The following is a 22,941-nucleotide window of genomic DNA, read 5'->3' as shown; positions in this document are numbered from 1 at the left end:
ATACCGCGTGGGGTCGTCGAAGGGAAGGCGTGTCGGCGCTTCAGCCGAGATAGCCGCCGGTGAGGGCCAGGACTGCCGAGCCGTCGTTGTCGGCGAGCTTGGTACCGGTGAAGGCGCGCGCCCACTCGGAGGTCTGGAGCCGGAACGCGGGCCGCTCGGCGGTGAGGGCCTCGATCACCGTGACGGCCGCCTGCTCCGGGGTCTGCGCGGAGTCGGCGAACTGCTTCAGGGTGCGGGTGGCGTAGTTCTGCAGCAGCTCCGCGTAGTCGCCCGCGGCGGCGATCAGGCGTTCCGGGTCGAGGCCGATGTTGTTCACGAACTCGGTGGCGACGGCGCCGGGTTCCACCACGGAGACGGTCACTCCGAGCCTGCCGGCCACCGGGGCGAGGCTCTCCATGAAGCCCTCGACCGCGAACTTGGCGGCGCAGTACGCCTCGTTGAAGGGCTGGCCGACGACTCCGCCGACCGAGGTGACGGTGATCAGCCTGCCGCCGGACGCGCGCAGGTGGGGGAGCGCGGCCTTGGTGGTCTGTGCGACACCGAAGAAGTTGACCTCCATCACGCGGCGTACGTCCTCGACGGTTTCGTTCTCGATCGTGCCGACGTGGCCGGCGCCCGCGTTGTTGATCAGTGCGTCGAGCCGGCCGTACTCGGCGACGGTGCCCTCGATCGCGGCGGCCACGGAGGCCGGGTCGGTGACGTCGAGCCGGCGGATGTCGAGCGTGACCCCGGCCCGCTCGGCGGCGTCGCGCAGTGCGTCCGCCCGCTTCGGGTCGCGCAGGGTGGCGACCGTGGTCCACCCGGCCCGGGCGGCGGCGACGGCGGTTTCCAGGCCGATGCCGGAGGAGGTGCCGGTGATCAGGACGACGTTGGAGGACATGTGACTGCCTTTCCCGGGGGTGGAGGACCGTGAGGTGGGCGTGAGCCCTGGTGCGGGTTGCTGGTTCTAAATAGTTATGGAGTACCACCATCATTGTCAACCATGGTGGTACGAAAGGGGCTGGTCTAGACTCCGGTCATGGACGCCCCGGACCGGCTCACCGCCGAGGTGATCGCCCTCTTCGCGAAGATCACCGACCTCTACAGCCGCGAGTACGAGACCGCCTCCGCCCACCACGGACTCACGCCGCAGCAGGTCAAGGTGCTGCTCGCGCTGGACGAGGCACTCCCGATGCGACGGCTCGCCGAGCGTGTCGGCGCCGACCCCTCCAACCTGACCGGGATGGTGGACCGGCTGCAGAGTCGCGGCCTCGTCGAGCGCGTGCCCGACCCCACCGACCGGCGGATCAAGCGCATCGCCGCCACCGACGCCGGCCGGGCGGCCGCCCGGGACCTCCGTGCCCGCCTGCGCTTCGCCACCGACCCGCTGGTCGCCCTCGACGGGAACCAGCGACGCGGCCTGAGGGACCTGCTCCAGCTGATGGTCGACTCCCAGAGTCCCGGCGCCTGATCACGGCGGCACGTTGACATTATGCAGGTGATTACCTGCATAATGTTGAGCGTGAGCCTCCATGCAGAGGAGTACGCCATGACCAACGGACCCACCTCCGTGCCGACCTACGTCTATGTCACGTACATCCGCGCGAGCGCGGAGCAGGTGTGGCAAGCCCTGACGGACGCGGACCTGACGGCGCGCTACTGGGGGCACGCCAACGTCTCGGACTGGCAGCCGGGCTCGACGTGGGAGCACCGGCGCGTCGACGGATCGGGCGCCGTCGACGTCGTCGGCCGAGTCCTCAAGGCCGAGCCCCCGACGAGTCTGGTCATCACCTTCGAAGACGCCCCCGACGCCGAACCGCCGAGGGAACCGTCGGTGGTCACCTTCCTCGTCGAACCGCACCACGACATCGTCCGCCTCACCGTGACCCACGAGAACCTCCCCAACCCGGAGATGTTCAAAGGGATTTCGCACGGATGGCCGGCCGTACTGGCGAACCTCAAGTCGCTGCTCGAGACCGGCGAGGTCCTCCCGCAGGCGCCATGGGAGATGTACCGCGCCCACACCTGAGCCGACAGCACGACCGGGAAGGGAAAGAAGACACGATGGACACCACCCCGCTCCGACACGCCTACCGCGCGCTGCTGGACGCCGCCGCCACAGTGGCCGACTCCGGCGGCACGAGCCCCGTCCCGCCGGCCGGTGAGTGGAACGCGGACCAGATTCTGGCGCACGTCGCCGTCATCAACGCCGCCACCATCACCGCCGTCTCCTCCGTCGCTTCGGGAACGAACACGACGTACGACAACCGCATGGCGCAGGATGCCTGGACCCTGGAACGCGTCATCGCGCTCGCCGGCGGCAACGCGGGGCTTCGGGACCGCATCCGTGTCCAAGGAGACGCCCTCTGCGCACTCGGCGGACCGATGCTGAGCGAGGGCGAACTCGACACATTGGTGCCCACCCTGCTCCTGTCCAACGGCACCGTCCTGGTCGACCAACCGATGCCGCTCAGGGACCTCGTCACGGGCCTCGCAGAGGCGGAGCTGCCCGGCCACACGAAGCAGCTCCTGGCCCTCCTGCCGGACGGCGCCGGGACCGATCCCGGCGCAGCGGCCGGACAGTGAGCCCACCCGCACAGGCCGCCGCCGTCACGACGTCCGGCCGGGCTTTCCCTCATCGGTTGTCGCTTCGAGAAACCGTGCTCGGTCGACGATCGCCCGGTCGATCTCGCCCGCCGCGACCAACCTCCCCGAACCGTCGACGGCCCGTACCCGGAACGTGAGGCGCCGGCCCGCAAGGACCGGAGGTTCGGCGAAGACATCCACCCACCCTCCGACCCGCGTGGCACGGACGTGCTCGACGCGCAGGGCCGTTCCCACTGTTGTCCGACCCGCCTCGGTGAACGGCGCGGCGGCCCGCATCGTCGCCGCCTCCATCCAGGCGATCAGCCGCGGGGTGGACAGCACCGGCACATCCCCACTGCCCATCGTCACCGCGGTATCGGCTTCGGTCACCTCGTGGCGCATCGCATCACGCTATCTCGTCGTGACCCCGCAGGCTCACCACCCCGCAGGCTCACCGCTGGTAACGGGACTACCGTGGTGGTGCATGAGCACCTGGTTGCCCCTGGATGCCGGTCCCCGCGTCGCCGGCGCGGTCGTCCTCGGAACCGTGGTCGGCGTGGCCGTGGCGTTGGCGACCGACGTGGCGCTGGGTGCTCTGGCCGGGATCGCCGCGACGGAACTGTTCTCCGTCGTGGCGGGTTGGATGGTGCTGTGGCCCATGGACGCCACGGCCACCCACCGCAATGCCAGACGGGAGGACTTTCGACCCGTCACCGAGGAGCTGCTGGTCGTGGCAGTGACCCTGTGCGGACTGGTCACGATCGTGCTGCTGCTCGTGCGCGGCAGGTCCGACAACGGCAACGCCGCGGCCGCGACCGCGTTGTGCGGGGTCTTCATGGCCTGGGCGGCGTTGCACCTGATGTACGCGACCCGCTACGCCTACGTGTACTACGAGAGCGCGGAAGGGATCGACTTCAACTCGGACCAGCCGCCGGCATACCGGGACTTCTTCTACTTCAGCTACAACCTCGGCATGACCTATCAGGTCTCCGACACCGGTGTGTCGAGTTCGGCGATCCGTGCGATCGTGCTACGCCACGCGCTGCTGTCGTACGTCTTCGGCACGAGCATCCTCGCCACCGCCATCAATCTCGTCGTGGGAATCGTCAGCGGCTGACGGCTACGGCAGCGCGAGGACCGTGTCGATCCGTGTGCGGATCTCCTCGTCCTGGAGGAATGCCCGGTAGTCGCCGTACTGCGACAGGCGGCGGTCCGCGGCCCGGAGCCGCGTCAGGGCCTCCCGGACCGGCGCGGTGAGGCGTCCGTGGTGGCTGAGCGAGGCCAGGGCGACGCGGAGCCTCCAGTACTCCTGCTCATCGGCGGCGCACGCCAGCACCGCTTCCGCGGCCTGTGCCGCGTCCGTCAACGGTGGCTCCGACGGCAGCGGGTCCGGTCCGGCCTCGCCGGGGAGCATGTGCTTCTCTCCCCAGGCACGGAGGACCTCCCTGAGATCCCGGACCAGCCAGCCGTTGCGGGCGACCTCGTCACGCAGCGCCTCGCGCACCGCGGGGAGCAACTCCGGTGCGTGCGCGCGCAGTGGCTGCAGTACGTCGGCGACGTCCGGCTGGCGCGGGTCCCCGATGCAGTAGCCCCGCCCTTGCATGTCCCGGTAGGGCGCGACGAGCCGTTCCACGAGGTCCGGGAGGGCGCGCGCGTCCCCGATCCGGGTCAGTGCCCACCGCGCGTGGTCGCCGACGGTGCCGTCGAAGAAATCCGACTCGCCGGGATCGTCGAGGAGCGCGGCGAGCCGGTCGGCGTAGGGGGCCGCCCGGCGGCCGAGCACCGCCAGCAGATGCGTCGCCTTGTACCGTACGTCGTCGTCCGGGTCGGCGAGCAGTCCGGCCGCCACGGGCAGCAGCGCGGCTGCCGCGGACGGCCGTTCCACCAGCAGGCGCCACGCCTCGTCCAGCGCCCCCCGGCGCAGGTCGGCGTCATCGATGCGGCTCCCGGCCTCGACGAGCCCGACCACGAACGAGGTCGCCACCACCGTGTCGGCCTTCAACAGGTCTACGGCCCAGGACGCGACGTCGTTGCGGTCGTACGGATACTCGCAGTCCAGGGCGTACCAGACCTTCTCGAATTCCGGAGCGAGCACGGGGTCGGTGAGGTGCTCCAGGAGCATCGGGCAGACCCGCAGCGGCGCTTGCGGGTCCAGCGGCGCCATGGCGATCACGGCCGCCACCCGCAGCACCCGGTCCTCGCCGTGGAGGAGGCCGTCCAGCAGCGCGCGTACCTCGGCGGCCGTCCCGCCCGTCGGGTCCTCGGCGGCCGCGGCCCTGCCCAGCTCCAGCAGCACGGTCACCCGAACCGAGCGGTCCGTCTCCTCGTGCCACCGCTGAAGCAGCGGCGCGGTCCGGCCGGCGATCAGCCCCAGCGCGGCCCGCCGTACGACCTGATCGGCGTCGCCGAGCAGGGTCCGCAGGCGGGGCCACTGTCGCTGCCACGCCGCGTTCCACCCCGGGTCCATGTCCGCGTGCTCGGCGCTCGTGTCGTTGTCGGCCAGACCCACCAGCACATGACCAGGTCCAGCCGCCGGACCGTGTCCGGGTCGGTCACCAGGTCCACCAGGAACGGCAGCGCGGCCGTGCCCGCGTCGGTGACCCGTCCCGGGACCACGAGCAGGCGGTGAAGATCGCCGCAGGCGCGGTCCAGGGCCACCTCCCTCGTGGTGGCGTCCGCCCGCGCGAACCGGCGCAGCACCTTCGGCACGTCCCTGGCCGACAGGTCCGGCTCCACCGGCTTCAGGGCGCGCCAGTCCACCGCGTCCAGCCCCTCCAGCATGTCCCCCGCTTTCCTCGCGCGAGTGCGTCCCGCGTCCGGGGCATCCTGCCACCGTGGGGGCGGCTGCGGCACGGCAATTGTCCCGGAGTCGCCCCGCCGCACCAGGCAGCGGGGCGACCGGTATCTGACGGAGCATCAACCTCCGTACGCCGCGAAAATCTTCGCGAACTCGTACGGGGCCTGGGCGATGTTCGTGCACCGGTACAGGGCACCCGTGCAGGCGTTGCGGTCGCGCGTCGCCTCCCAGAAGGCGAGTTCGCCGAGGTGCTTGCCCTTGGCGAAGGCCACCAGCTGGCGGGCGTCGGCCTGGTCGTAGACATGGCCGTCGTCGTTCTGCCCGAGCATGGGCGTCACTCCGACCATCGCCCACACCTGGGCGTCCGTCCGGCCCGGGTAGAGCGACTTCAGTTGGGCGAAGGTGCTCTGCGCGGCCTGGAGGGCGGCGTCGCCGTAGTCGACGCTGCGGTAGTAGTCCATGGCCATGACGTTCACGACGTCGAGGTCGACACCGGCGTCGCGGGCCGACGCGACCACGTTCAGACCGTCCGCGGTCAGGCCCTCGGGGAGCGCCGGGAGCGTGAGCGAGATCCTCAGTCCCGGATGGGCTTGTTGCAGACGGGCCAGGGCCTGGGAGCGGCGGGTGACGGAGGCCGGGTCCGCGGTGGCGGCCCCCTCGATGTCGAAGTCCACGTACGTCAGGCCGTACGCGTTCACGACCGCGTTGTACTCGGTGTAGAGCGCGTCCACCGAGCCGCAGGCCTGGGCCAGTTCGATGCCGGACGCGCCGCCGAAGGAGACCTTGACGTCACCGCCGCCGGCCCGGATCGCGTCGATCTGGTCCTTGGCCCAACCATCGCGCGGATCATAGGCGTTGAACCACATCGCCTTGCAGCCCGAGGCGGTGACGAACGCCATGGTGTAGCTCGTGACCCCGCTCGCGGCGGCCATCTCGGGCATGCTCGGGGTGGGCCATGCGCCCATGTCGACGTAGGGCGCCGTGTGGACGCCCCCGCCCGGCTGGGTGCCGCCCGAGGCGGTGGTGCCGCTGACCGCCGCGCTGTAGGCGGAGGCGTTGCCCGCCGCGTCCTTCGCCCGGATGCGGAACGCGTAACTCGTGCCCGCCTGCAGTCCGGTGGCGGTGTACGAGGTTCCTGTCACGCTGACCGGTGTGCCGCCGTCGCGCGAGACCTCGTAACCCGCGACCGATCCCGAGTCGTCGGTCGCGGCGGTCCACCGCACGGTCAGCGACGAGCCGGTCGCCGAGCCGACGGTCACCCCCGTCGGCACACTGGGCGGTGTGGTGTCGCCGCCGCCCGAACCGCCCGCGCAGGGCGCTCCGTTGAGTTTGCAGTTCGTGGGTGTCCCCGAACCGCTGGACACCCAGCCGAAGGTGGTGGTGGCACCGGGCGCCAACGACCCGTTGTACTCACGGTTCTTGAAGGTGTAGTGGCTGCCGCTCTGGGTGAGCAGAGCGTCCCAGTACGAACCGACCGTGGTGCCGGAGGGCAGGTCGAACTCGACGGTCCAGCCGGACAGTGCGGTGCTGCCGCCGTTGGTGATGGCGTACGCGCCCTGGTAACCGCCGTCCCAGGACGAGGACTTGGAGAAGGTGGCGGTCGGTGAGCCCGCCGCGGTGGCGGGCGGGGACAGGAAAAGGAGCAGCGCCCCGACGAACAGGGCGGCGACGAGTGCCGACGGTCTTCGCATTGCTGCCTCCACTGGAGGTTGGGCGCCGGAGCGGCGCGCGAGGCCGCGAAAGATTGGTCCATACCAAGGCTCTGTCATGTACATACAGAGCGGTGGACCGTCCGTCAAGCAGAAAGAAGGCCCTGCCGTTCACCGACGGCAGGGCCAGTGGGCGCGGTCAGGCACAGTGGTTGGCGTGCCTGACGTCGAGGACGAAACGCTCCGGGGAGTGGAGCTTGAAGGTCTTGTAGACGGGCTTGGTGCTGAAAGCGGTCCCGAAGGTGACCACACCCTCGAAGTCGCCGGTGAGGGCAAGTCCCTTGAGCCCAGGCAGATAGATCTTTACCAGCTTGGGTCCTCGGTAGACCGACTGGCCCGCCTCGTTGTGCGTGGCGGCGGGGGAGAGCCTGATCTCTAGGAAGTACCTCCCGGCGAGCGGGACCTTCTTCCCGGAGGGGTCGTAGCGCAGCTCCTTGACCGGCTGCACGGTGACCGGAGGGATCGTCCCCCGGACCTCGATGACGAGCCGGTCGTACGTGCAGTGCCCGCCCCATCGGGCGTTGGTCACGAGTGCGGTCGTGGGAGCCTGCCCGGACCGCGGGGCGGCCGAGGCGGGAGCCGTGGCGCCGAGGGCGGCGGTGAGAAGGATGCCGGCGGCGACGGCCGTACGGCGTTGATGGCGGTGGTGCATGACGCCCCCCGATCTTTCTGGCAAGGGGACAGTGATTTCACTGATGGGGACATCCGAGCGGGCCGAATGGTTGCGTCGCCCACGACCGGCGTTTCACTCGTCCGCGACCGGTTCCGTAGCAGGGGCACGAAGCCCAGGGAGCCCTTGAGCGCGGACACGTGTGTTCATGGTCGGCCTCCGGGACGGTGCGGATGTCCGTTCGGTACAGGCCACCGGGTACCCCGGCACCGAGGAGGCAGGGTCGCCGGCGGGTGAGAAACCGGCGACCTTGCACGTACGGGGCGTCCCTCAACCGGCCGCCTTGTGGACTTCGTGCCAGGTCCCGGAGGGGCAGGGGCCCATCATCCTGCCGAAGTCGGCCAGCGGCACCGCCTTGGGGCGGCGTACGTCCACCCAGCTGCTCGTCTCGGGTGACCGCGTGTTCCAGGTGCCGTCCAGCACGGGGACGGAGGTGTCGCGGGCGCCGCCCGGCCCGCGGTTGAGCCACAGGATGCGAGCCAGTTCCTTGTCCCGGTCGATCACCAGGCAGGGCAGATGCTTCCGCTCGCCGCTGCGCAGGGTCTTCTCGCACCACCAGATCTCGCCCGGCTCGGGCGAGCGCCGCTCGACGGGCCCCACCCTGGCGGCCCAGCGAGCGGGCGGTGCGGGGCTGACCCTGCGGACGACGAGGAAGAACACCACCGCCACCACCATGACGGCCACCGTCTGCGCCTCCGCGACCAGGCTCCAGGCGCCCTTGGGGTCGCCCCGCGCCGTGCGGAGCGCCGGCGGCTCGACCCGCGACCTGACCCACAGGGACACCGCCACGGACAACCCCACCAGGCCCCCGGACTGGGCGAGCAGCAGCCACGGCCGCACCCGGACGCGGTGACCGGCGCGCCACGTCACGAGGCCGGCCACGAGCAGGGCGACACAGACCAGCGCCCAGGGGCCGGCCGGCGGCATGCGGACCGGGGAGGACTGGGCAGCCAGCAGGGCCGGCACGGTCACCGGGGCGGCGAGCAGGTATCCGACCGGGACCCAGAGCTGGAGCAACACCAGTCCGGCACAGCCCAGGCCCGCGCAGGACGTCGTGTCGTTTCGGCTCATCGGATTCCCCCTGGTCCCCTGATGTCCCCTGATCGGCTGATCCCGAGATCCCGTGAGATCCCGTGATCCCCTGACCGGTCGGAAGACGAGCCGCGACCGTACCGATCCGCGCCCCGCGCACGGGCGCCGCTTCCGTAAATGTCCGAGCCTCTACGAATGGGACCGCCGGAGGGTCGTACCGGAGCGCCATTCCGCCACGCTTATGGCCGGTAATGACCGTTCGCGCGGCGGGTGGTGCCGACGGACGTCGAACAACGGCGATACTGCCCTGACTTGGTGTTTTACAGTGGCTGTCACCCGCTTCCGGTGACCTTGGTACCTGTGAGGGACACGCGAACCATGCCGACCGAAACGTTTGAGTTCCAGGTTGAGGCCCGTCAGCTGCTCCAGCTGATGATCCACTCGGTCTACTCGAACAAGGATGTCTTCCTGCGGGAACTCGTCTCCAACGCCTCCGACGCGCTGGACAAGCTCCGCCTTGCCGCGCTGCGGGACGACAGCCTCGACGAAGACACGTCCGACCTGCACATCGAGATCGAGATCGATCAGGACGCCCGGACGCTCACCGTCCGGGACAACGGCATCGGGATGTCCCACGACGAGGTCGGGCGGCTCATCGGTACCATCGCCAACTCCGGGACGGCCGCCTTCCTGGAGGAGTTGAAGGAGGCCGAGGACGCGGCGGGGGCCGAGAAACTCATCGGACAGTTCGGCGTCGGGTTCTACTCCGGCTTCATGGTGGCCGACGAGATGACCCTGGTGACCCGGCGGGCCGGGGAGAGCGCAGGCACCCGCTGGTCGTCGCGCGGCGAGGGCACCTACACCCTGGAGACCGCCGGCGACGCGCCGCGGGGAACCGCCGTCACGCTCCACCTCAAGCCGGCCGACCCCGAGAACCAGCTGCACGACTACACCTCCGTCTGGACGGTCAAGGGGATCGTCAAGCGGTACTCCGACTTCATCACCTGGCCGATCCGGCTCGTTCCGGGGGTGGCCGACGGCGAGGGCGCGCCCGAACCCGAGACGCTGAACTCGATGAAGGCCCTGTGGGCACGCTCGCGCGACGAGGTGTCCGACGACGAGTACCACGAGCTCTACAAGCACGTCAGCCACGACTGGCGCGACCCGCTGGAGACGATCCGCCTCCAGGCGGAGGGCACCTTCGAGTACCAGGCCCTCCTGTTCCTCCCGGCGCACGCCCCGCACGACCTGTTCACCCGGGACTTCCGGCGTGGCCTCCAGCTGTACGTCAAGCGTGTACTGATCATGGACGACTGCGAGGCGCTGCTGCCGCCGTACCTCCGCTTCGTCAAGGGTGTCGTCGACGCGCACGACCTCTCGCTGAACGTCTCCCGCGAAATCCTCCAGCAGGACCGGCACATCCGGCTGATCCAGCGTCGACTGACCAAGAAGGTGCTGTCCTCCGTCAAGGAGATGAAGGCGAACGACCCCGACAAGTACGCCACGTTCTGGCGGGAGTTCGGCGCCGTCCTGAAGGAGGGGCTGCTCGGCGACCCCGACAGCCGTGACGCGCTGCTGGCCGTCGCGTCCTTCGCGAGCACGCACGCCGAGGACGAGGCGACCACGCTCCAGCAGTACGTGGAGCGGATGAAGGACGGGCAGGACGACATCTACTACATGACCGGCGAGTCCCGGCAGAGCATCGAGAGCTCCCCGCACATGGAGGCGTTCCGGGCACGCGGCGTCGAGGTCCTGCTGCTCACCGACCCGGTCGACGAGGTGTGGGTCGATGCCGTGGGTGAGTTCGAGGGCAAGCGGCTGCGGTCCGTGGCCAAGGGCGAGATCGATCTCGACGCCCAGGACGGCGAACAGGCCGATGTCGAGAGGGAGAAGCAGGCCGAGGCGTACGCCGGCCTGCTCGGCTGGATGAAGGAGCAGCTGGGGGAGGACGTGAAGGACGTGCGCCTCTCGACGCGGCTCACCGTTTCCCCGGCCTGTGTCGTCTCCGAGGCCGACGACCTCACTCCGGCGCTGGAGAACATGTACCGGGCGATGGGCCAGGATGTCCCGTCGGCGAAGCGGATCCTGGAGCTGAACCCCGGTCACGTGCTCGTGCAGGGCTTGAACCGGGCCTACGAGGAGCGCGAGGACCGCACCGAACTCGTGGAGACCGCCCTGCTGTTGCACAGTCTGGCGGTGCTCGCGGAGGGCGGCCGGCCGAAGGAGCCCGCGCGTTTCGTGCAGCTTGTGGCGGAGCGGCTGGAGCGCACGCTCTAGCGGCACGGTCCTGGGTTCCGCGGACGAGCGGGCACCGAGTCGCGAGGCGGCTGCGCCGGTGGCGGTCGAGCTCCAGCTCCTCGACGTCGCCGGCACTCAGGGGACGGTCGTAGCAGACGGCAGACGGCAGACGGCAGACGGCAGACGGCAGACGGCGGGCCACGGGTGCCTGCCCGCGCTAGCCTGGCTGTATCAGACCATTTTTCCCGTTTCGGGAGGTTCCCATGACCTCGCGGCTCAACCCGTATCTCAGCTTCAACGGCGACGCCCGGCAGGCGATGGAGTTCTACAAGGAGGTCTTCGGCGGCACGCTGGCCCTGAACGTCTACGGCGATTTCGGCCAACAGGAGTCTCCCGACGCCGACAGGATCATGCACGGCATGCTCGAGACCCCGAGCGGCTTCACCCTGATGGGTGCCGACACCCCGCCGAATATGGAGCGCGCCGTGGGCGACAACTTCGCGGTGAGCCTGAGCGGCGACGACGACGCCGAACTGCGCGGCTACTGGGAGAAGCTGTCCGCCGGCGGCTCCGTGTCCGTTCCGCTGGAGAAGCAGATGTGGGGCGATGTGTTCGGCATGTGCACGGACCGCTTCGGTATCCCCTGGATGGTCAACATCGCCGGATCCGAGAGCTGACACCGCGGTGGACGGCCGGATCAGTCCGTGAGCAGAATCTCGTGGGCTGCTCGTTCCCCGGAACGTACGGCGCCCTCCATCAGCCCGTGCATCAGGGTGGCCGATTCCGTGCTTGCCCAGTGGATCCGGCCCACCGGCTGACGCAGTGCGCCGCCGTAGGTGGTGAGGACACCGGGTGCGAAGTGGGCCGTCATCCCGCCGAGTGACCAGGGTTCTGCCGACCAGTCCGTTTCCAGGTAGCCGGTGGGTGCAAGCGCCTGTGGACCGAAGCGTTCGGCGAGTGCCGCCAGCCACAGCTCGCGCCGCTGCTCGGGGCGCAGGCGGCCCAGGCGCAGGGCACCGGGGCCGAACGCGTAGCTGCTGAGCACGCCCGGCCGTCCCGAGCGCGGGGTCTGGTCGATGGTGACGGCCACCGGTGACCGGGGTGCCAGGGTCTGCCCGGAGAGGTGCTGACCGCGCCAGAACGGTTCCGGGTGGACGGTGTGTACCCGGATGACGGCTCCGGGTACCAGTCGCTGCAGCAGATGGCTGTGGACGGCGGGCAGCGGCGGGTCGAAGAGGATCCGCGCCGCCGGTGCTGGCGGCGTCGCCACGATCACCCGACGAGCCCTGACGGTGACCCCGTCGCCGAACACCTCGGCGCCGCCGCTGTTCTGGGCGATGCGCGTCACCGGGCAGGAGAGCCGTACCGCCGCACCCAGGGCCTCGGCCATCCGCTGCGCGAGTTCCGGTACGCCGCCGTCGACCAGATGGGTCTCGGTACGTCGGCTGTCGATGTAGTACGTGAACCCACCGCCGCCGCGGGCCAGTACGAGTGAGCCCAGCAGTGAGACCTCGGCCGGGTCGGCGCAGAACAGCAGGCTCATCGTCGCCGTGGCCAGCGTGCGGGCCCTGGCCGAGGGCAGGTTGACGGGGGAGGCGAGCCACTGCCCGAGCGTGCGCGCGTCCATCGCGCGGGCGCCTCGGGCCTGCCAGGGGGCGTCGGCGGGCAGGCGGCGCGCCATCCGGTCCAGGCGTGCGAAGGCCACGCCGAGGCTGGCGACGGCTCCCGCGCCGACCTTGGGGACGGTGCCGCGATAGCGGTGGTTGACGTCGTCGAGGCGCACGATCTGGTCCCCCTGTTCGTACTGGGGATACACCGACAGGCCGTAGTCCCGGCAGAGCCGGAACATCCGCTCCTGGCCCTTGCCCAGCCAGGTGCCGCCAGCCGACACCACCGTGCCGTCGGGCATCCGCCGGTTCCACACGCGCCCGCCCACCCGGTCGCGGGCTTCGAGGACCGTCACCCGGCGGCCGGCTCGCGCCAGCTGCCGTGCGGCGGCCAGACCCGCGAACCCCGCGCCCACCACACACACGTCCGCATCCAGGCTCTCCATGCTTCACCTCTACGGTGCCGCACCCGGCCGGGGCATCCGGGAGCCGCCGTTCAGGGCACCATCGGCCGCCCTTCCGGTGAATGTCGGACGCCTCGCGAGCGCTGTGGCCGTCGTAGCGGGTACGGCGTCTCAGCAGAGGACGAAGGCAGAGGACGAACCCGGACCGTGAGGAGATTGGCCGTGTACGTAGCAGTGCGGCGGTACGAGGGGGTCACCGATCCAGCCGAGGCGGGACGCCTGGTGAACGAGGGATTCGTGCCCCTCATGCGCCAGATCCCCGGCTTCGTGGCGTACTACTGGGTCGACGCCGGGGACGGAGTCATGATCTCGACGAGCGTCTTCCAGGACCGGGCGGGTGCCGAGGAATCGGTCTCGACAGCGTCGGACTTCGTACGGGACCATCTCGCGCCCCTGCTCCCCAACCCTCCCCAGGTGATGGCCGGCGAGGTGGTGGCTTCCGCATAGCGGCGTTCGTGTGCGCCTGCTGCCGGGCCCTTCAGCGCGGCGGTTCCCGCTCGACGACGGGGACGACCGCGGTCACGACCTTGCGGACGGCCGCAGCCTCCGGCGGGGTGTCCTGCCGGTCGGCGAACAGCATGTGCACGGCCCCGATCAGAGTGGGAGCGAGCGTGTCGACGTCGGCATCCGCGGTGATGCGGCCGAGTTCACGCTCGGCGGTGAGGTAGGAGCCCACCGCTGTCGCCGCGTCCGTCAGGATCGGCACGCCGGTGGGCCTGGCCCGGCGCAGTCGGGCGCGCAGGACGTCCCGGGAGGTGACGAGGCTGACGATCGCCACCGCGACCGACCCGAACAGGTCCATCAGCGCCTGGGTGAGGTTGTCGGCGATGGTGCCGGTTCCGGCGGACTCGCGCAGGGCGGCGGCCTGGCCGTCGATCCGGGCGGCGCGGTCGAGGACGAGTTCGGCGAGGAAGGCGTCGACGTCGGCGAAGTGCCGGTGCAGGACGCCCTTGGCGCAGCCCGCCTCCGTAGTGACCGCACGGCTGGTCAGCGCGCTCGGTCCGTCCCGGAGCAGGACACGCTCGGCGGCGTCGAACAGTTGGTTGCGCGCGTCGCGGATGGCTACTCCCGTGGGCACCGCGCCCTCCCTTTCTCCTGAACTGCCTTCTGTGGAACGGCCCGGTCCGATCTTTGGGCCGGCCCGGTTCGATTGACGAGTGGGCATGCGCCCACTCATAGTGGGCGCATGCCCACTTTACCCCCGGAGCCCGCCCCTCGCTCCGCCCTCGCGTCCCACCAGCACCGGCAGACGGCGGAGTCGTTCGGCTCGAACGCCGAACGCTACGACCGGGCTCGGCCCCGTTACCCCCAAGCCCTGGTGGACCGGATCGTCGCCGCCGGACCGGGCCCGGACGTTCTCGACGTCGGCTGCGGCACCGGCATCGTGGCCCGGCAGTTCGAAGCGGTCGGCTCCAGGGTGCTGGGCGTCGACGTCGACGCCCGCATGGCCGACCTGGCACGCCGGCGCGGACTCGACGTCGAGGTGGCGTCGTTCGAAGCCTGGGACCCGGCCGGCCGGAAGTTCGACGCCGTCGTCTCCGGACAGACCTGGCACTGGGTGGACCCGGTCGCCGGAGCCGCCAAGGCGGCGCGGACACTGCGCCCCGGCGGTCTGCTGGCCCTGTTCTGGAACGCGGGTCAACCGGTGCCCGAAGTGGCGGAAGCCTTCGCCGAGGTCTACCGCCGGGCGATGCCAGACTCGCTCGCCGCGCGTCAGTGGACGGTGTCGGCCGCGGACGGGTACGCGGCGCTGTGCGCCAAGGCTGCCGACGGAATTCGGGAGGTGGGCGCGTTCGCCGACCCCGAGCAGTGGCGATTCGACTGGGAACAGGCCTATACGCGGGACGAGTGGCTGGATCAGCTACCCACGCAGGGAGCCTTCACCCGGCTCCCGCGGGCCGGGCTGGAGGAGGTGCTGTCGGGCGTCGGTGCCGCCATCGACGCCGCGGGAGGAAGCTTCACGATGCGCTACGCCACCCTGGCGGTCACCGCGAGGCGAACCGACAGTCCCTGAACCGGCGCGGGGGTTCTCCCCGCGCCCGGAATTTCGGTTGCTGTCCTCCTCGGCGTTGTGGGAGCCTTCAGCGATCTTTTCCGGCATGTACACACTCACGGCGAAGGACTGAAGCCATTGATCCCGGCGCCCGCCAGCGGCCGCCGTAGGCACTGAGCTGTCTGCCCCAGGCGCAGCAACCACCGGTGCCACGCCCGTCTCCTCACGGCGGTCCAACGATCCGGTGTCCGAAGACACCGCTACCACCGCAGCGCCCTGCCATTCACGTGAGGTCAACATCGTGGACATCGACGTCCAGAGCTTTGCCGTCGCCAATCTGCTCCGCCGCCCCATGGCAGTCGAAATCGGCTGCTTCGTCGCGGGGTTCGACCCCTCGACGGCCAGCCCGCACATCAACTACGCAACTCCGGTGCCCGGCGCACGTCCAACCGATCGGGACGTGACCGCACTGATCGAGGCGTTCCGCCGGCGCGGCCTCAAGCCGCGTCTGGAATTCGCTCCGGATGCCGCACCCGCCGTGGAACCGGCACTGCGCCGGGCGGGATTCACCACGGAAGCGGTACACGCGTACCTGGTCTGCACTCCCGGCACCCTGACGCTGCCGGCCCCCGGCAACCCGTCAGTTGCCGTGCCCGCCGTGGAGACCCCGTCCACGGACGCGGACTACACAGCGATCGACGCCGCTCTGTCCGAGGCGTTCGCGGGAGACTTCGCCTCATCACCGGAAGGCGCCGCCCGGCTGCGGCGCATCCAGGAGAACGGCGGGGCCGTTCGGTTCGTCCGAGCCCCCGGCGGGGAATGCGCCGGCGCGGCCTCCTGCTCGGCGCCCGCCGTGGGCACCTCGGAACTGGCGGGTGTGGGCACCCGCCCCGCGTACCGCGGTCACGGCATCGCCGCGTCGGTCACCGCGGCGCTGACCGACGTCATGTTCGCCCGGGGCGCGGGATCGGTCTGGCTGGAGTACTCGGGCGAGGGATCCCGCCGGGTGTACGAGCGCGTCGGCTACCGTCCCGGAGGCACTCGCCTCTACCTGACGCTCGAAGGGTGACTGCGCCAGGCCTGGAGTCGGTCGACGAGTGAGTCGACGTACTCGGGGGCGACGGGGCCCATGCCGAACAGGGTGCGGACGTACAGGGGCGCGAGGACGTGATCGAGCACTTCCAGGGCGTCGGGCGGGTGTTCGCCGCGAGCGTGGGCGCGGTCGAGCATGCCCTGGATCTGCCGGCCCCGCTCGGCGAGGAACTGGTCGCGGGCCGCGGCGCCGGACTCGCCCGCGCTGGACAGGGCGATGACCAACTGCAGCACCGCCGGCCCGTCCGGCCCACCGACATCACGGGCGACGCCGGCGGCGTATGCCCGCAGGTCGCCCTCCAGCGTGCCGGTGTCGGGGATGGGGGAGTTGGTGGTCAGCCAGGTAAGGGCCACGTCCATGGTCAGGGCCTCGAGCGTGCCCCAGCGGCGGTAGATGCTGGTGTCGGCCACCCCCGCCCGCTCCGCGACCTCGCCGACGGTGAAGTTGCCGTACCCCCGCTCGGCCACCAGGTCGGTGACTGCCTGGTGCGCTGCCGCCCGCACCCGGGCGCTGCGGCCACCGGGTCGTCTGGCCTTCGCGCCCTCTGCCATGCGATCCACACCCTGGCCCAGGACGAGGAGGTCGCTGCGGCGGTGACCGGGGACCTGCTGCGGCGGCCCTGCGGTGGTCGCGCAGGTCAATGAGGAGGACACAAGGTCCGGGCAGTGGAGGAACTGACCCGCGAGGACCAGGTCGCGGCCGCCGTCGCCGCGGACTTCCTGCGCCGCCCCGCGGTCGTCACCTTCAAGGCAATGAGCGACGAATATCCGGACTGCCGGGTGGCGGCCCGAGTTCAGCCGGTGGTGCGTTGTCCAGTCTGGATGGTGTGGACGCTGAGGACGGGGTCCAGCTCGGGGACGAGGGTCTTGGTGGAGGTCGCCACGAGATGGGCCGGTGCTGAGCCGCTCTGCAGAGCATTGACGTATTCGATGACCTCTGCGTGAGCAAGCGACGGAACCTTCTGTCGCAGCACGTGCATAGCGAAGATCCGCCCGCGGATTGCTGTCGTCTGGCGTATCTCGTCGTGCAGGTCGTCCACCGCCGTTCGCGTTGCCATCTTCCGGATGCGGGTCCGGTAGTCCGATTCCCACGCGCCAGTGACCGCCGACACCACCCCGATCGAATGCAGTCCGCCATCAACGCGATCGACGAGAAACGGGCCATTGCCCACCAGCAGCTGAGCGGGGTCTCCCGTCCGCACATACTCCGCGGACTGGTAGGAGACAATCCACGCCAGTTCGTGCTCCTCAACATGCGCCACTAGCAGTTGACCCGGCGACTCACGCTCCAGCTGCGCCTCCACCAGCCGGACAGCGAATTCACGGTCGATCATTCAGGCAGCATCTCCCACCGGCGGCGGACCGTGGCCACCGACGACCCGGCGGCCGGGGTGCAGAGCGTACTGGTCATGGCGCCTGCTTGTCTGGCAGCGGCTTGAACGGGCTGCCGGCACCGTCGGGAGCGGCGGCCCGAATCCGCTGGTAGTTCAGTCGGCCCGTGGCCGCCACTGCCGGGCTTCTCTGGTGGTGGCCAGGCTGGCCGTTCCAGCTGCTGCTGCAGAGAGGGCCAGGGTGAGGAGGAGTAGTGCAGCGCACAGGCTTACGGACAGTTGCGCGCCTTGGTTGCCGCCGCTGATGGGCTGGGCGAGCACGATGTAGGCTCCGACGCCCGCGGCTCCGGCGAGGAGGATGGGCAGGCTGACAGACCATACAGCCGTGGTGCGGAAGACGCGGCTGTGTCCGGTGAGTACGGTGACGGGTGCGAGGGTGCGGGCGAACCGGATGAATTCCGAGAGCGCCGAGAAGACCATGGCCGTGGCGATGTACATGGTGCCGACGGTGCCGAAGAACGGGATCCAGCGGGCCTGGAAGCCGATCGTGTTGGATCCGGTGCTCTCAGACAGGGGCCGGATCACCGAGTCGGTGCTCAGGGTCAGGCGGGCGGCGCGCTTGACGGCCGGGAGGTCGAGGGCCGTGCTGTCGGCGGTGAAGACGACAAGCCAGACATCCTGGGGGTCCAGGCGGGTGGTCTGGGCGGTGCGTACGGTGGCCGGGGTGTCGCCGAAGTAGGTGTAGGTGGTGGCTTTCAGGCGACGGTCCAGCTGCTGGACGGGCACCTCTTCGGTGTTCTGTCCCGTGGGGCACGGTAGATGCAGGGCCTGCAGGTCCGGGCAGGGCGCCTGGATGAGGCGTCGTGTGCTGGATCCGTCCGGTGCGAGGTCCACGTGGCCCAGTGACACCATGTGGACGCCGTGGGGGAGTGCGGCCCGGAATTCGCTGCTCGGCCGGGCGCGGTCGGCGGCCTGTACCAGTGCCATGCCTCTGCCCTCGGCGGAGCCCACGAACTCGTTGTCGTCCGAGCGGTTGTAGAGCAGTGTGCTGATGAGCTGGGTCTGTCCGATCACTCCGATGGCGATGATCAGCGTGGCGACCAGACGTACGACGGCGCCCGGGCTCGCCTGACTTGCGTGCCGCGGCGGCAATCCGGGGGGCGTACCGGGAGGTGGCTCAGCCGATCACCGAGGGCAGGGTGACCCACACTCCCAGGACGGCGAAGAGGTACCCGAAGGCGGAGCGCTGGCCGCCACCGAGCAGTGGACCAGTGACGACGGCGAGGACAAGGAAGGCCGGGCAGGCCGCGAGGGCGAGGCGTCGCAGCAGCCCGCTGTCTGCCACGCGGATGTGGGTGCGGCGCGAGCGGCGGCCGGCCGAGGGCTGCAGGAGCAGCGTGATCATGAGGACGAACGCCACCGCGCCGGCCAGGGAGAGGAGCAGACTGCCCGCCGCCTGGCGAAGGTCCCTCGCAGCGAGCGTGAAGTCGATCCATGGCAGCGTGACGTTGAAAACCAGGGCTGGGGCGATGAGTGTCGCGGCTGCGGCGGCGCCGGCGACGACCGGCAGCACGGCAGCCCCGAAGTCCATCCAGGCCCGTGCACGCCGGTTCGCGCCGAGGATGGCCAGCAGGCGGGCGCGGCGGTCATAGCCTGCCGCACCCATACGGGCGGCGGCCACGGTCAGTCCGGCAGCCGGCAGCCCCAGCAGCACCAGCATTCTCGGCTTCACGCTGCTCAGTCGCTACGTCGTATTCCGACGGCGTCATTTTCCGCAAGGTCACCTTCTGCGTGTCCATGCCACCATCTTCAACTCGTCACTGGTGCCTGCGATACCGAGTTTCCATGCCCGACACGCGCAGCCTGGTCGATTACATCGCGCGGCCGACCATGCGGTCACCCGAGCCAGGATCGAGAACAGGCACTGACGGGGACGGCGGCGTGCAGGGTCAGTCGCCCGTCGGAGATTGATCACTTGCTCGCGGCGCTGCCGAACGGCCTCTCGTACGTGCTGCCGGCGGAGGTCAGGCCGCCGCCGGACTTGCGGTGCGATGCGCAGGGAGGCGTAGCCGTCCTTCGGGAACGTCCTTGCCCGCCATGCCAGCCGCCGTCGGTGACGACGTCGGTCGTTCCGCCGTCGGTACGGACACGCAGTTGCCCGATGACGCCGGTGGGGCCGCCCTGGTTCCGGCACGCCAGCGCGATGGTGTTCGCGCCCGATGTCAGAGCGGGCCTCAGGTCCACATACTGGGCGTTGCGCCAGGAGTCGGCGCCCCTCGGGGATCCCGCCGGGGCTTCTCGTTGAGCCACCCGTCGACCGTGTCGTCGCCCGTGTCGACAAGCTGAGCGTCGGTCACCTCGCCGTCGGGGACGTTGAATTCCTTGCGGAAGTAGCGGTATCCGGCGGGGCGTCCGTGCCTGGATTCCCCTCCGGGTACCCGATCCAGTGGGCCGGGGACAGTCCGACGGCCTTCGCGTGCGCCAGGTCGGCGACCGCCTGCGCACGGCCGGGGAGCGTGCCGACGGTTCCCGCGGCGAGGGCACCGGCGGCCAGGGCCGACCCCGCGCTGAGGAAGTGGCGTCGGCCGAGCGAGGGTTGGTCGTGGGCGGCGGGTGTGTCGGAGGCAGGGGGTGTGCCGGGGTCGGGGGAGTGGTCTGACCGGCCGACGAAGTACTCCTTCACGCGGGCCGGGCGAAGCAGGACGGCTTGGCGTTGTGAATCGCTTCAATCCGTCAATGCGGGGGAAACGTGCGAGAGTTGACGTGAACCGTCAATAGGTGTGACGCCTTGTTCAAGGTGGTTCGCGAGTGGTGAGGAGTGCGGGCGGCATGCGGACAAGTGCCGTGCCCTACGCGACCGTTCGCCCGCCCGGGAGCAGAGTGGCGACGGTCGAGGCCGCCCTGCGGTGCCAGTTCCCGCTGTGGCGGAGCATGGCGTGATCACCGCCGGGGACCATGACGGCATCGGCGCGGGCGCCTGCCTCCCGCGCCTGGCGCGCGAACGACTCCGATGCGCGGGGGTCGGTGACGCGGTCGCGGTCGCCGTGGAGGATCACGACGTCCTTGTCCCGAAGATGGGACACCGGTTCTCCGTCCGGGCACCAGGGCGCCAGGGCCAGGACGCCGCGGACCTGCGGCGCGGCCGCGGCACGCAGGGCTGCCCGGCCTCCCATCGAGTGGCCCACGAGGACCACCGGCACATCGCCGACGAGGAGGACGAGTTCCTCCAGCGCCCGCCGGGCGTCCCGCAGGGCATCGGCGTCACTGCCGTTCCAGCCCCGCAGGCGGTAGCGGACCTCTCCCAGGAGGACACCTTCGTCCGGCAGCAGCGTGGCGACGGCCCGGACGAAGGGCTTCATCCGTACGGCCGCCGGGTGCCAGGGCCGGGACGGAGCCCGGCTGTCGGCCCTGCCGCCGTGCAGGAACAGTACGGCCGCACGTGTTGCACCAGGGGTGCGGCGCGGGACCAGAGCGGCGCCGGGCGCATCGGCGGCTCCGGGGACGGATCCCCGCTGGTGTCCCGTCATCCGTCCTCCTTGCGTGTCACGCGGATTCTTCCACGGAGACGGCAAGGGCTGCCGCCACGATCGTCCGCGATGACGGTGGCGGCTGCGCCGACGCGCGACCGCCACCGTCGGCCGGTCGAGGGAACGTCAGAAGCGCGGTGATCCCGGAGTGCGCTGCGGTGTCGGGACGATGCCCTGGTTCACGCCCGGGTTCCGGACACCGGACGCCTTGCAGGTGACGTCCTGCGCCGGAAGCCTTCCGGTGCTCAGGTAGTCGTTGACGGCGCGGTCGGCGCAGGAGCGCGGGTCCCTGGAGTAGACGCCGTGGCCTTCGCCGCCCTTGACGTAGACCATGCGCGAGCCCTTCAGGGCGTGGTGCATGCCGAGGCCGCTGATCAGGGGCGTCTGCGGGTCCCACTGGTTCTGGACGGTGAGCAGGCCGACGTTGTTGTCCACCGGTGTCACCGGCTCGGCCGGCTTGTTCCAGAAGGCACAGGGGGTGATGTTGGAGCCGAAGTCGCCGTACAGCGGGTACTTGGCTTTGTCGCGGATCGCGTCACTCCGGTACTGCTCGGGGTCGCGCGGCCAGGCCGCGGTGTCGCCGCAGACCACGGTCCAGAAGACGGCGGAGCCGTTGTCCTCCGGCACCTGCGCGGCGGAGGCCGCGAAACGGCGCGGTTCCCGCTCGTCGCGCGGCACGGCGGAGTGACGCGAGGGCGGACGGCCGTCGGCGGCCCTCTTCAACTCGACGACGGACTCGGCCGCCATCTTGGGACTGAAGAACGCGGCGCGCAGGCCGGCCCGGATGTCGTCCCCGGTGACCTTCTCGCCATTGACCCTGATCGGATCGCGGTCGGCCCGGGCAACCAGGTCCCAGAACGTCTTCTTCACCTTGGCCGGGGTGTCGCCGAGCCTGTAGGCGCGGTGGTGCTGGGCGGTCCACTTCGTCCAGCGGGTGAACGCCGGCTCGCTGCCCTCCGCCCATACCTGGATCATGCCGCGCCAGACCCGGGCAGGGTCGACCGCGCTGTCCAGCACGAAGCGGTCGGTCCGCTCGGGGAACATCTGCGCGTACACGGCGCCGAGGTACGTGCCGTACGAGTAGCCCAGGTAGGAGATCTTCCGCTCGCCCAGTACGGCGCGGATGACGTCCATGTCGCGGGCGGTGTTGCGGGTGGTGATGTACGGGAGCGTGTCGCCGTTCTTCGCACGGCACTTCTCGGCGACGGTCCGGGCCCACTTGACGTCCCGGCTGAACGTCTCGGACCTGTAGGGGTGTTCGATGTTCTGTTCCGCGTCCGTGAGACCGCAGGTGACCGGGCTGCTGCGCCCCACACCGCGCGGGTCGAACCCGATGAGGTCGTACTGCTCACGGACCTTCTTGGGCATCGAGTCCTTCATCATGGCCGGCATGTCCAGGCCTTCGCCGCCCGGACCGCCCGGGTTGAAGAGGATCGCGCCGCGCCGCTTGCCGGGGACACTGGTCTTCATGCGGGAGATGGCCAGCTTGATCGTCCTGGCGGTGGGGCGGCTGTAGTCGAGCGGGACCTTGATCGTCGCGCACTGTAACGCAGCGGGCGTCGAGCTGTCGCAACGGTGCCACGCGGGCCTCTGGTTCTCGAATCTCTTGAGCGGTTCTGCCGCGGATGCCTGCGCCGGGGCGAGGACGGGGACCAGCGTTGCCGTGATCCCCACCGCGAGCAAGGGCGCCATGCGTCCTATCCGCACGATGGCCGTTCCTTTCGATCAACTGACGGGTCGGAACGACCATTTCGTGTCTGCGGATACGGGCGAATCCATCTGCAGGGCGGTCCTGCTACGACTACGGGCGGACACAGAAAGAGACGTGCGGAGGAGAACCCGAACGGGCCGATTTCCGTCCGCACTTGGCGAGAGTCGTGGCCACGCCCCGCCGCACGTCGCTTCACGCACGCGGA

General features: G+C 70.3%; 26 protein-coding genes and 1 pseudogene. 10 read left to right on the top strand and 17 right to left on the bottom strand.

Translation table 11 applies throughout. From position 1 onward, the window contains the following. Window positions 1-40 precede the first annotated feature (40 nt). Entirely contained in the window at window positions 41-880 is an 840-nt protein-coding gene (locus ACIPSA_RS24905) for an SDR family oxidoreductase (RefSeq protein WP_402638182.1), read from the bottom strand. A 138-nt stretch (window positions 881-1,018) separates the two neighbouring features. Between ACIPSA_RS24905 and ACIPSA_RS24900 the strand changes: the two genes are divergently transcribed. The 3 genes from ACIPSA_RS24900 to ACIPSA_RS24890 are packed head-to-tail and all read left to right on the top strand — an operon-like array spanning window position 1,019 to window position 2,565. Further along, on the top strand, window positions 1,019-1,450 hold the full coding sequence (locus ACIPSA_RS24900) for a MarR family winged helix-turn-helix transcriptional regulator (RefSeq protein ID WP_402638181.1): 432 nt from the start codon (window positions 1,019-1,021) through the stop codon (window positions 1,448-1,450). Window positions 1,451-1,501: 51 nt separating this feature from the next. Then, on the top strand, window positions 1,502-2,008 hold the full coding sequence (locus tag ACIPSA_RS24895; RefSeq protein ID WP_402638180.1) for an SRPBCC family protein: 507 nt from the start codon (window positions 1,502-1,504) through the stop codon (window positions 2,006-2,008). 35 nt (window positions 2,009-2,043) lie between these two features. Continuing rightward, on the top strand, window positions 2,044-2,565 hold the full coding sequence (locus ACIPSA_RS24890; RefSeq protein WP_402638179.1) for a hypothetical protein: 522 nt from the start codon (window positions 2,044-2,046) through the stop codon (window positions 2,563-2,565). Window positions 2,566-2,589: 24 nt separating this feature from the next. Here ACIPSA_RS24890 and ACIPSA_RS24885 read toward each other — a convergent pair whose 3' ends face one another. After that, on the bottom strand, window positions 2,590-2,967 hold the full coding sequence (locus ACIPSA_RS24885; RefSeq protein WP_402638178.1) for a thioesterase family protein: 378 nt from the start codon (window positions 2,965-2,967) through the stop codon (window positions 2,590-2,592). Window positions 2,968-3,049: 82 nt separating this feature from the next. Here ACIPSA_RS24885 and ACIPSA_RS24880 point away from each other — a divergent pair, with 82 nt between their 5' ends. Beyond that, complete coding sequence (locus tag ACIPSA_RS24880; protein WP_402638177.1) at window positions 3,050-3,682, top strand: DUF1345 domain-containing protein; 633 nt, start codon at window positions 3,050-3,052, stop codon at window positions 3,680-3,682. A 3-nt stretch (window positions 3,683-3,685) separates the two neighbouring features. Here ACIPSA_RS24880 and ACIPSA_RS24875 read toward each other — a convergent pair whose 3' ends face one another. The 5 genes from ACIPSA_RS24875 to ACIPSA_RS24855 all read right to left on the bottom strand — a co-directional run bounded on the left by ACIPSA_RS24875 (window position 3,686) and on the right by ACIPSA_RS24855 (window position 8,812). Further along, window positions 3,686-5,032 carry a hypothetical protein gene (locus ACIPSA_RS24875; RefSeq protein ID WP_402638176.1) on the bottom strand — a complete coding sequence of 449 codons (1,347 nt, stop codon included), beginning with the start codon at window positions 5,030-5,032 and terminating at the stop codon, window positions 3,686-3,688. Then, entirely contained in the window at window positions 4,930-5,346 is a 417-nt protein-coding gene (locus ACIPSA_RS24870; RefSeq protein ID WP_402638175.1) for a hypothetical protein, read from the bottom strand. Before ACIPSA_RS24870 ends, ACIPSA_RS24875 begins: the two co-directional genes overlap by 103 nt. A gap of 135 nt (window positions 5,347-5,481) precedes the next feature. Beyond that, a complete protein-coding gene (locus ACIPSA_RS24865; RefSeq protein ID WP_402638174.1) occupies window positions 5,482-7,053 on the bottom strand; it encodes a cellulose binding domain-containing protein in 1,572 nt (523 codons plus the stop codon). A gap of 157 nt (window positions 7,054-7,210) precedes the next feature. Continuing rightward, the gene (locus ACIPSA_RS24860) at window positions 7,211-7,723 is read right to left on the bottom strand and encodes a hypothetical protein (protein ID WP_402638173.1); all 513 of its coding nucleotides are present in this window, start codon (window positions 7,721-7,723) and stop codon (window positions 7,211-7,213) included. Between the two features lie 288 nt (window positions 7,724-8,011). Beyond that, window positions 8,012-8,812, bottom strand: a complete 801-nt coding sequence (locus ACIPSA_RS24855; RefSeq protein ID WP_402638172.1) for a hypothetical protein — start codon at window positions 8,810-8,812, stop codon at window positions 8,012-8,014. Window positions 8,813-9,151: 339 nt separating this feature from the next. Between ACIPSA_RS24855 and htpG the strand changes: the two genes are divergently transcribed. Then, on the top strand, window positions 9,152-11,050 hold the full coding sequence (htpG, locus tag ACIPSA_RS24850; RefSeq protein WP_402638171.1) for a molecular chaperone HtpG: 1,899 nt from the start codon (window positions 9,152-9,154) through the stop codon (window positions 11,048-11,050). Between the two features lie 224 nt (window positions 11,051-11,274). Continuing rightward, entirely contained in the window at window positions 11,275-11,688 is a 414-nt protein-coding gene (locus ACIPSA_RS24845) for a VOC family protein (protein WP_402638170.1), read from the top strand. A gap of 20 nt (window positions 11,689-11,708) precedes the next feature. Here the strand turns inward: ACIPSA_RS24845 and ACIPSA_RS24840 are convergent, their stop codons facing one another. After that, the gene (locus ACIPSA_RS24840; protein ID WP_402638169.1) at window positions 11,709-13,064 is read right to left on the bottom strand and encodes a flavin monoamine oxidase family protein; all 1,356 of its coding nucleotides are present in this window, start codon (window positions 13,062-13,064) and stop codon (window positions 11,709-11,711) included. Window positions 13,065-13,244: 180 nt separating this feature from the next. Here ACIPSA_RS24840 and ACIPSA_RS24835 point away from each other — a divergent pair, with 180 nt between their 5' ends. After that, entirely contained in the window at window positions 13,245-13,529 is a 285-nt protein-coding gene (locus ACIPSA_RS24835; RefSeq protein WP_402638168.1) for a hypothetical protein, read from the top strand. 31 nt (window positions 13,530-13,560) lie between these two features. On the opposite strand, the gene ACIPSA_RS24830 is transcribed toward ACIPSA_RS24835, so the two are convergent. Further along, window positions 13,561-14,160 carry a TetR/AcrR family transcriptional regulator gene (locus ACIPSA_RS24830; protein WP_402638167.1) on the bottom strand — a complete coding sequence of 200 codons (600 nt, stop codon included), beginning with the start codon at window positions 14,158-14,160 and terminating at the stop codon, window positions 13,561-13,563. Between the two features lie 108 nt (window positions 14,161-14,268). Between ACIPSA_RS24830 and ACIPSA_RS24825 the strand changes: the two genes are divergently transcribed. Both ACIPSA_RS24825 and ACIPSA_RS24820 read left to right on the top strand, forming a co-directional pair. Continuing rightward, window positions 14,269-15,096, top strand: a complete 828-nt coding sequence (locus tag ACIPSA_RS24825) for a class I SAM-dependent methyltransferase (RefSeq protein WP_402638166.1) — start codon at window positions 14,269-14,271, stop codon at window positions 15,094-15,096. Window positions 15,097-15,376: 280 nt separating this feature from the next. After that, entirely contained in the window at window positions 15,377-16,144 is a 768-nt protein-coding gene (locus ACIPSA_RS24820; RefSeq protein WP_402638165.1) for a GNAT family N-acetyltransferase, read from the top strand. On the opposite strand, the gene ACIPSA_RS24815 is transcribed toward ACIPSA_RS24820, so the two are convergent. Further along, window positions 16,123-16,719, bottom strand: coding sequence for a TetR/AcrR family transcriptional regulator (locus tag ACIPSA_RS24815; RefSeq protein WP_402638164.1), 597 nt, complete (start codon window positions 16,717-16,719; stop codon window positions 16,123-16,125). The genes ACIPSA_RS24820 and ACIPSA_RS24815 overlap by 22 nt on opposite strands. A 114-nt stretch (window positions 16,720-16,833) precedes the next feature. On the opposite strand from ACIPSA_RS24815, the pseudogene ACIPSA_RS24810 reads away from it, so the two are divergent. Continuing rightward, window positions 16,834-16,920, top strand: a pseudogene (locus ACIPSA_RS24810) (hypothetical protein); the annotation flags it as partial. 41 nt (window positions 16,921-16,961) lie between these two features. On the opposite strand, the gene ACIPSA_RS24805 reads toward ACIPSA_RS24810, so the two are convergent. The 7 genes from ACIPSA_RS24805 to ACIPSA_RS24775 all read right to left on the bottom strand — a co-directional run bounded on the left by ACIPSA_RS24805 (window position 16,962) and on the right by ACIPSA_RS24775 (window position 22,717). Continuing rightward, window positions 16,962-17,501, bottom strand: coding sequence for a YrhB domain-containing protein (locus ACIPSA_RS24805; RefSeq protein ID WP_402638163.1), 540 nt, complete (start codon window positions 17,499-17,501; stop codon window positions 16,962-16,964). A gap of 153 nt (window positions 17,502-17,654) precedes the next feature. Further along, a complete protein-coding gene (locus ACIPSA_RS24800; protein ID WP_402638162.1) occupies window positions 17,655-18,650 on the bottom strand; it encodes a hypothetical protein in 996 nt (331 codons plus the stop codon). A gap of 25 nt (window positions 18,651-18,675) precedes the next feature. Then, complete coding sequence (locus ACIPSA_RS24795) at window positions 18,676-19,230, bottom strand: hypothetical protein (RefSeq protein WP_402638161.1); 555 nt, start codon at window positions 19,228-19,230, stop codon at window positions 18,676-18,678. Window positions 19,231-19,469: 239 nt separating this feature from the next. Continuing rightward, entirely contained in the window at window positions 19,470-19,808 is a 339-nt protein-coding gene (locus tag ACIPSA_RS24790) for a hypothetical protein (protein WP_402638160.1), read from the bottom strand. Between the two features lie 43 nt (window positions 19,809-19,851). Continuing rightward, on the bottom strand, window positions 19,852-20,181 hold the full coding sequence (locus ACIPSA_RS24785; RefSeq protein ID WP_402638159.1) for a hypothetical protein: 330 nt from the start codon (window positions 20,179-20,181) through the stop codon (window positions 19,852-19,854). A 166-nt stretch (window positions 20,182-20,347) separates the two neighbouring features. Then, on the bottom strand, window positions 20,348-21,025 hold the full coding sequence (locus ACIPSA_RS24780; RefSeq protein WP_402638158.1) for an alpha/beta hydrolase: 678 nt from the start codon (window positions 21,023-21,025) through the stop codon (window positions 20,348-20,350). 126 nt (window positions 21,026-21,151) lie between these two features. Continuing rightward, window positions 21,152-22,717 carry an alpha/beta hydrolase gene (locus ACIPSA_RS24775; protein ID WP_402638157.1) on the bottom strand — a complete coding sequence of 522 codons (1,566 nt, stop codon included), beginning with the start codon at window positions 22,715-22,717 and terminating at the stop codon, window positions 21,152-21,154. Between the last annotated feature and the right edge of the window lie 224 nt (window positions 22,718-22,941).

It is taken from the genome of Streptomyces sp. NPDC086549 (genome assembly GCF_044746205.1).
Classification (GTDB): domain Bacteria; phylum Actinomycetota; class Actinomycetes; order Streptomycetales; family Streptomycetaceae; genus Streptomyces.
This window is presented reverse-complemented; position numbering and strand designations above follow the sequence as displayed.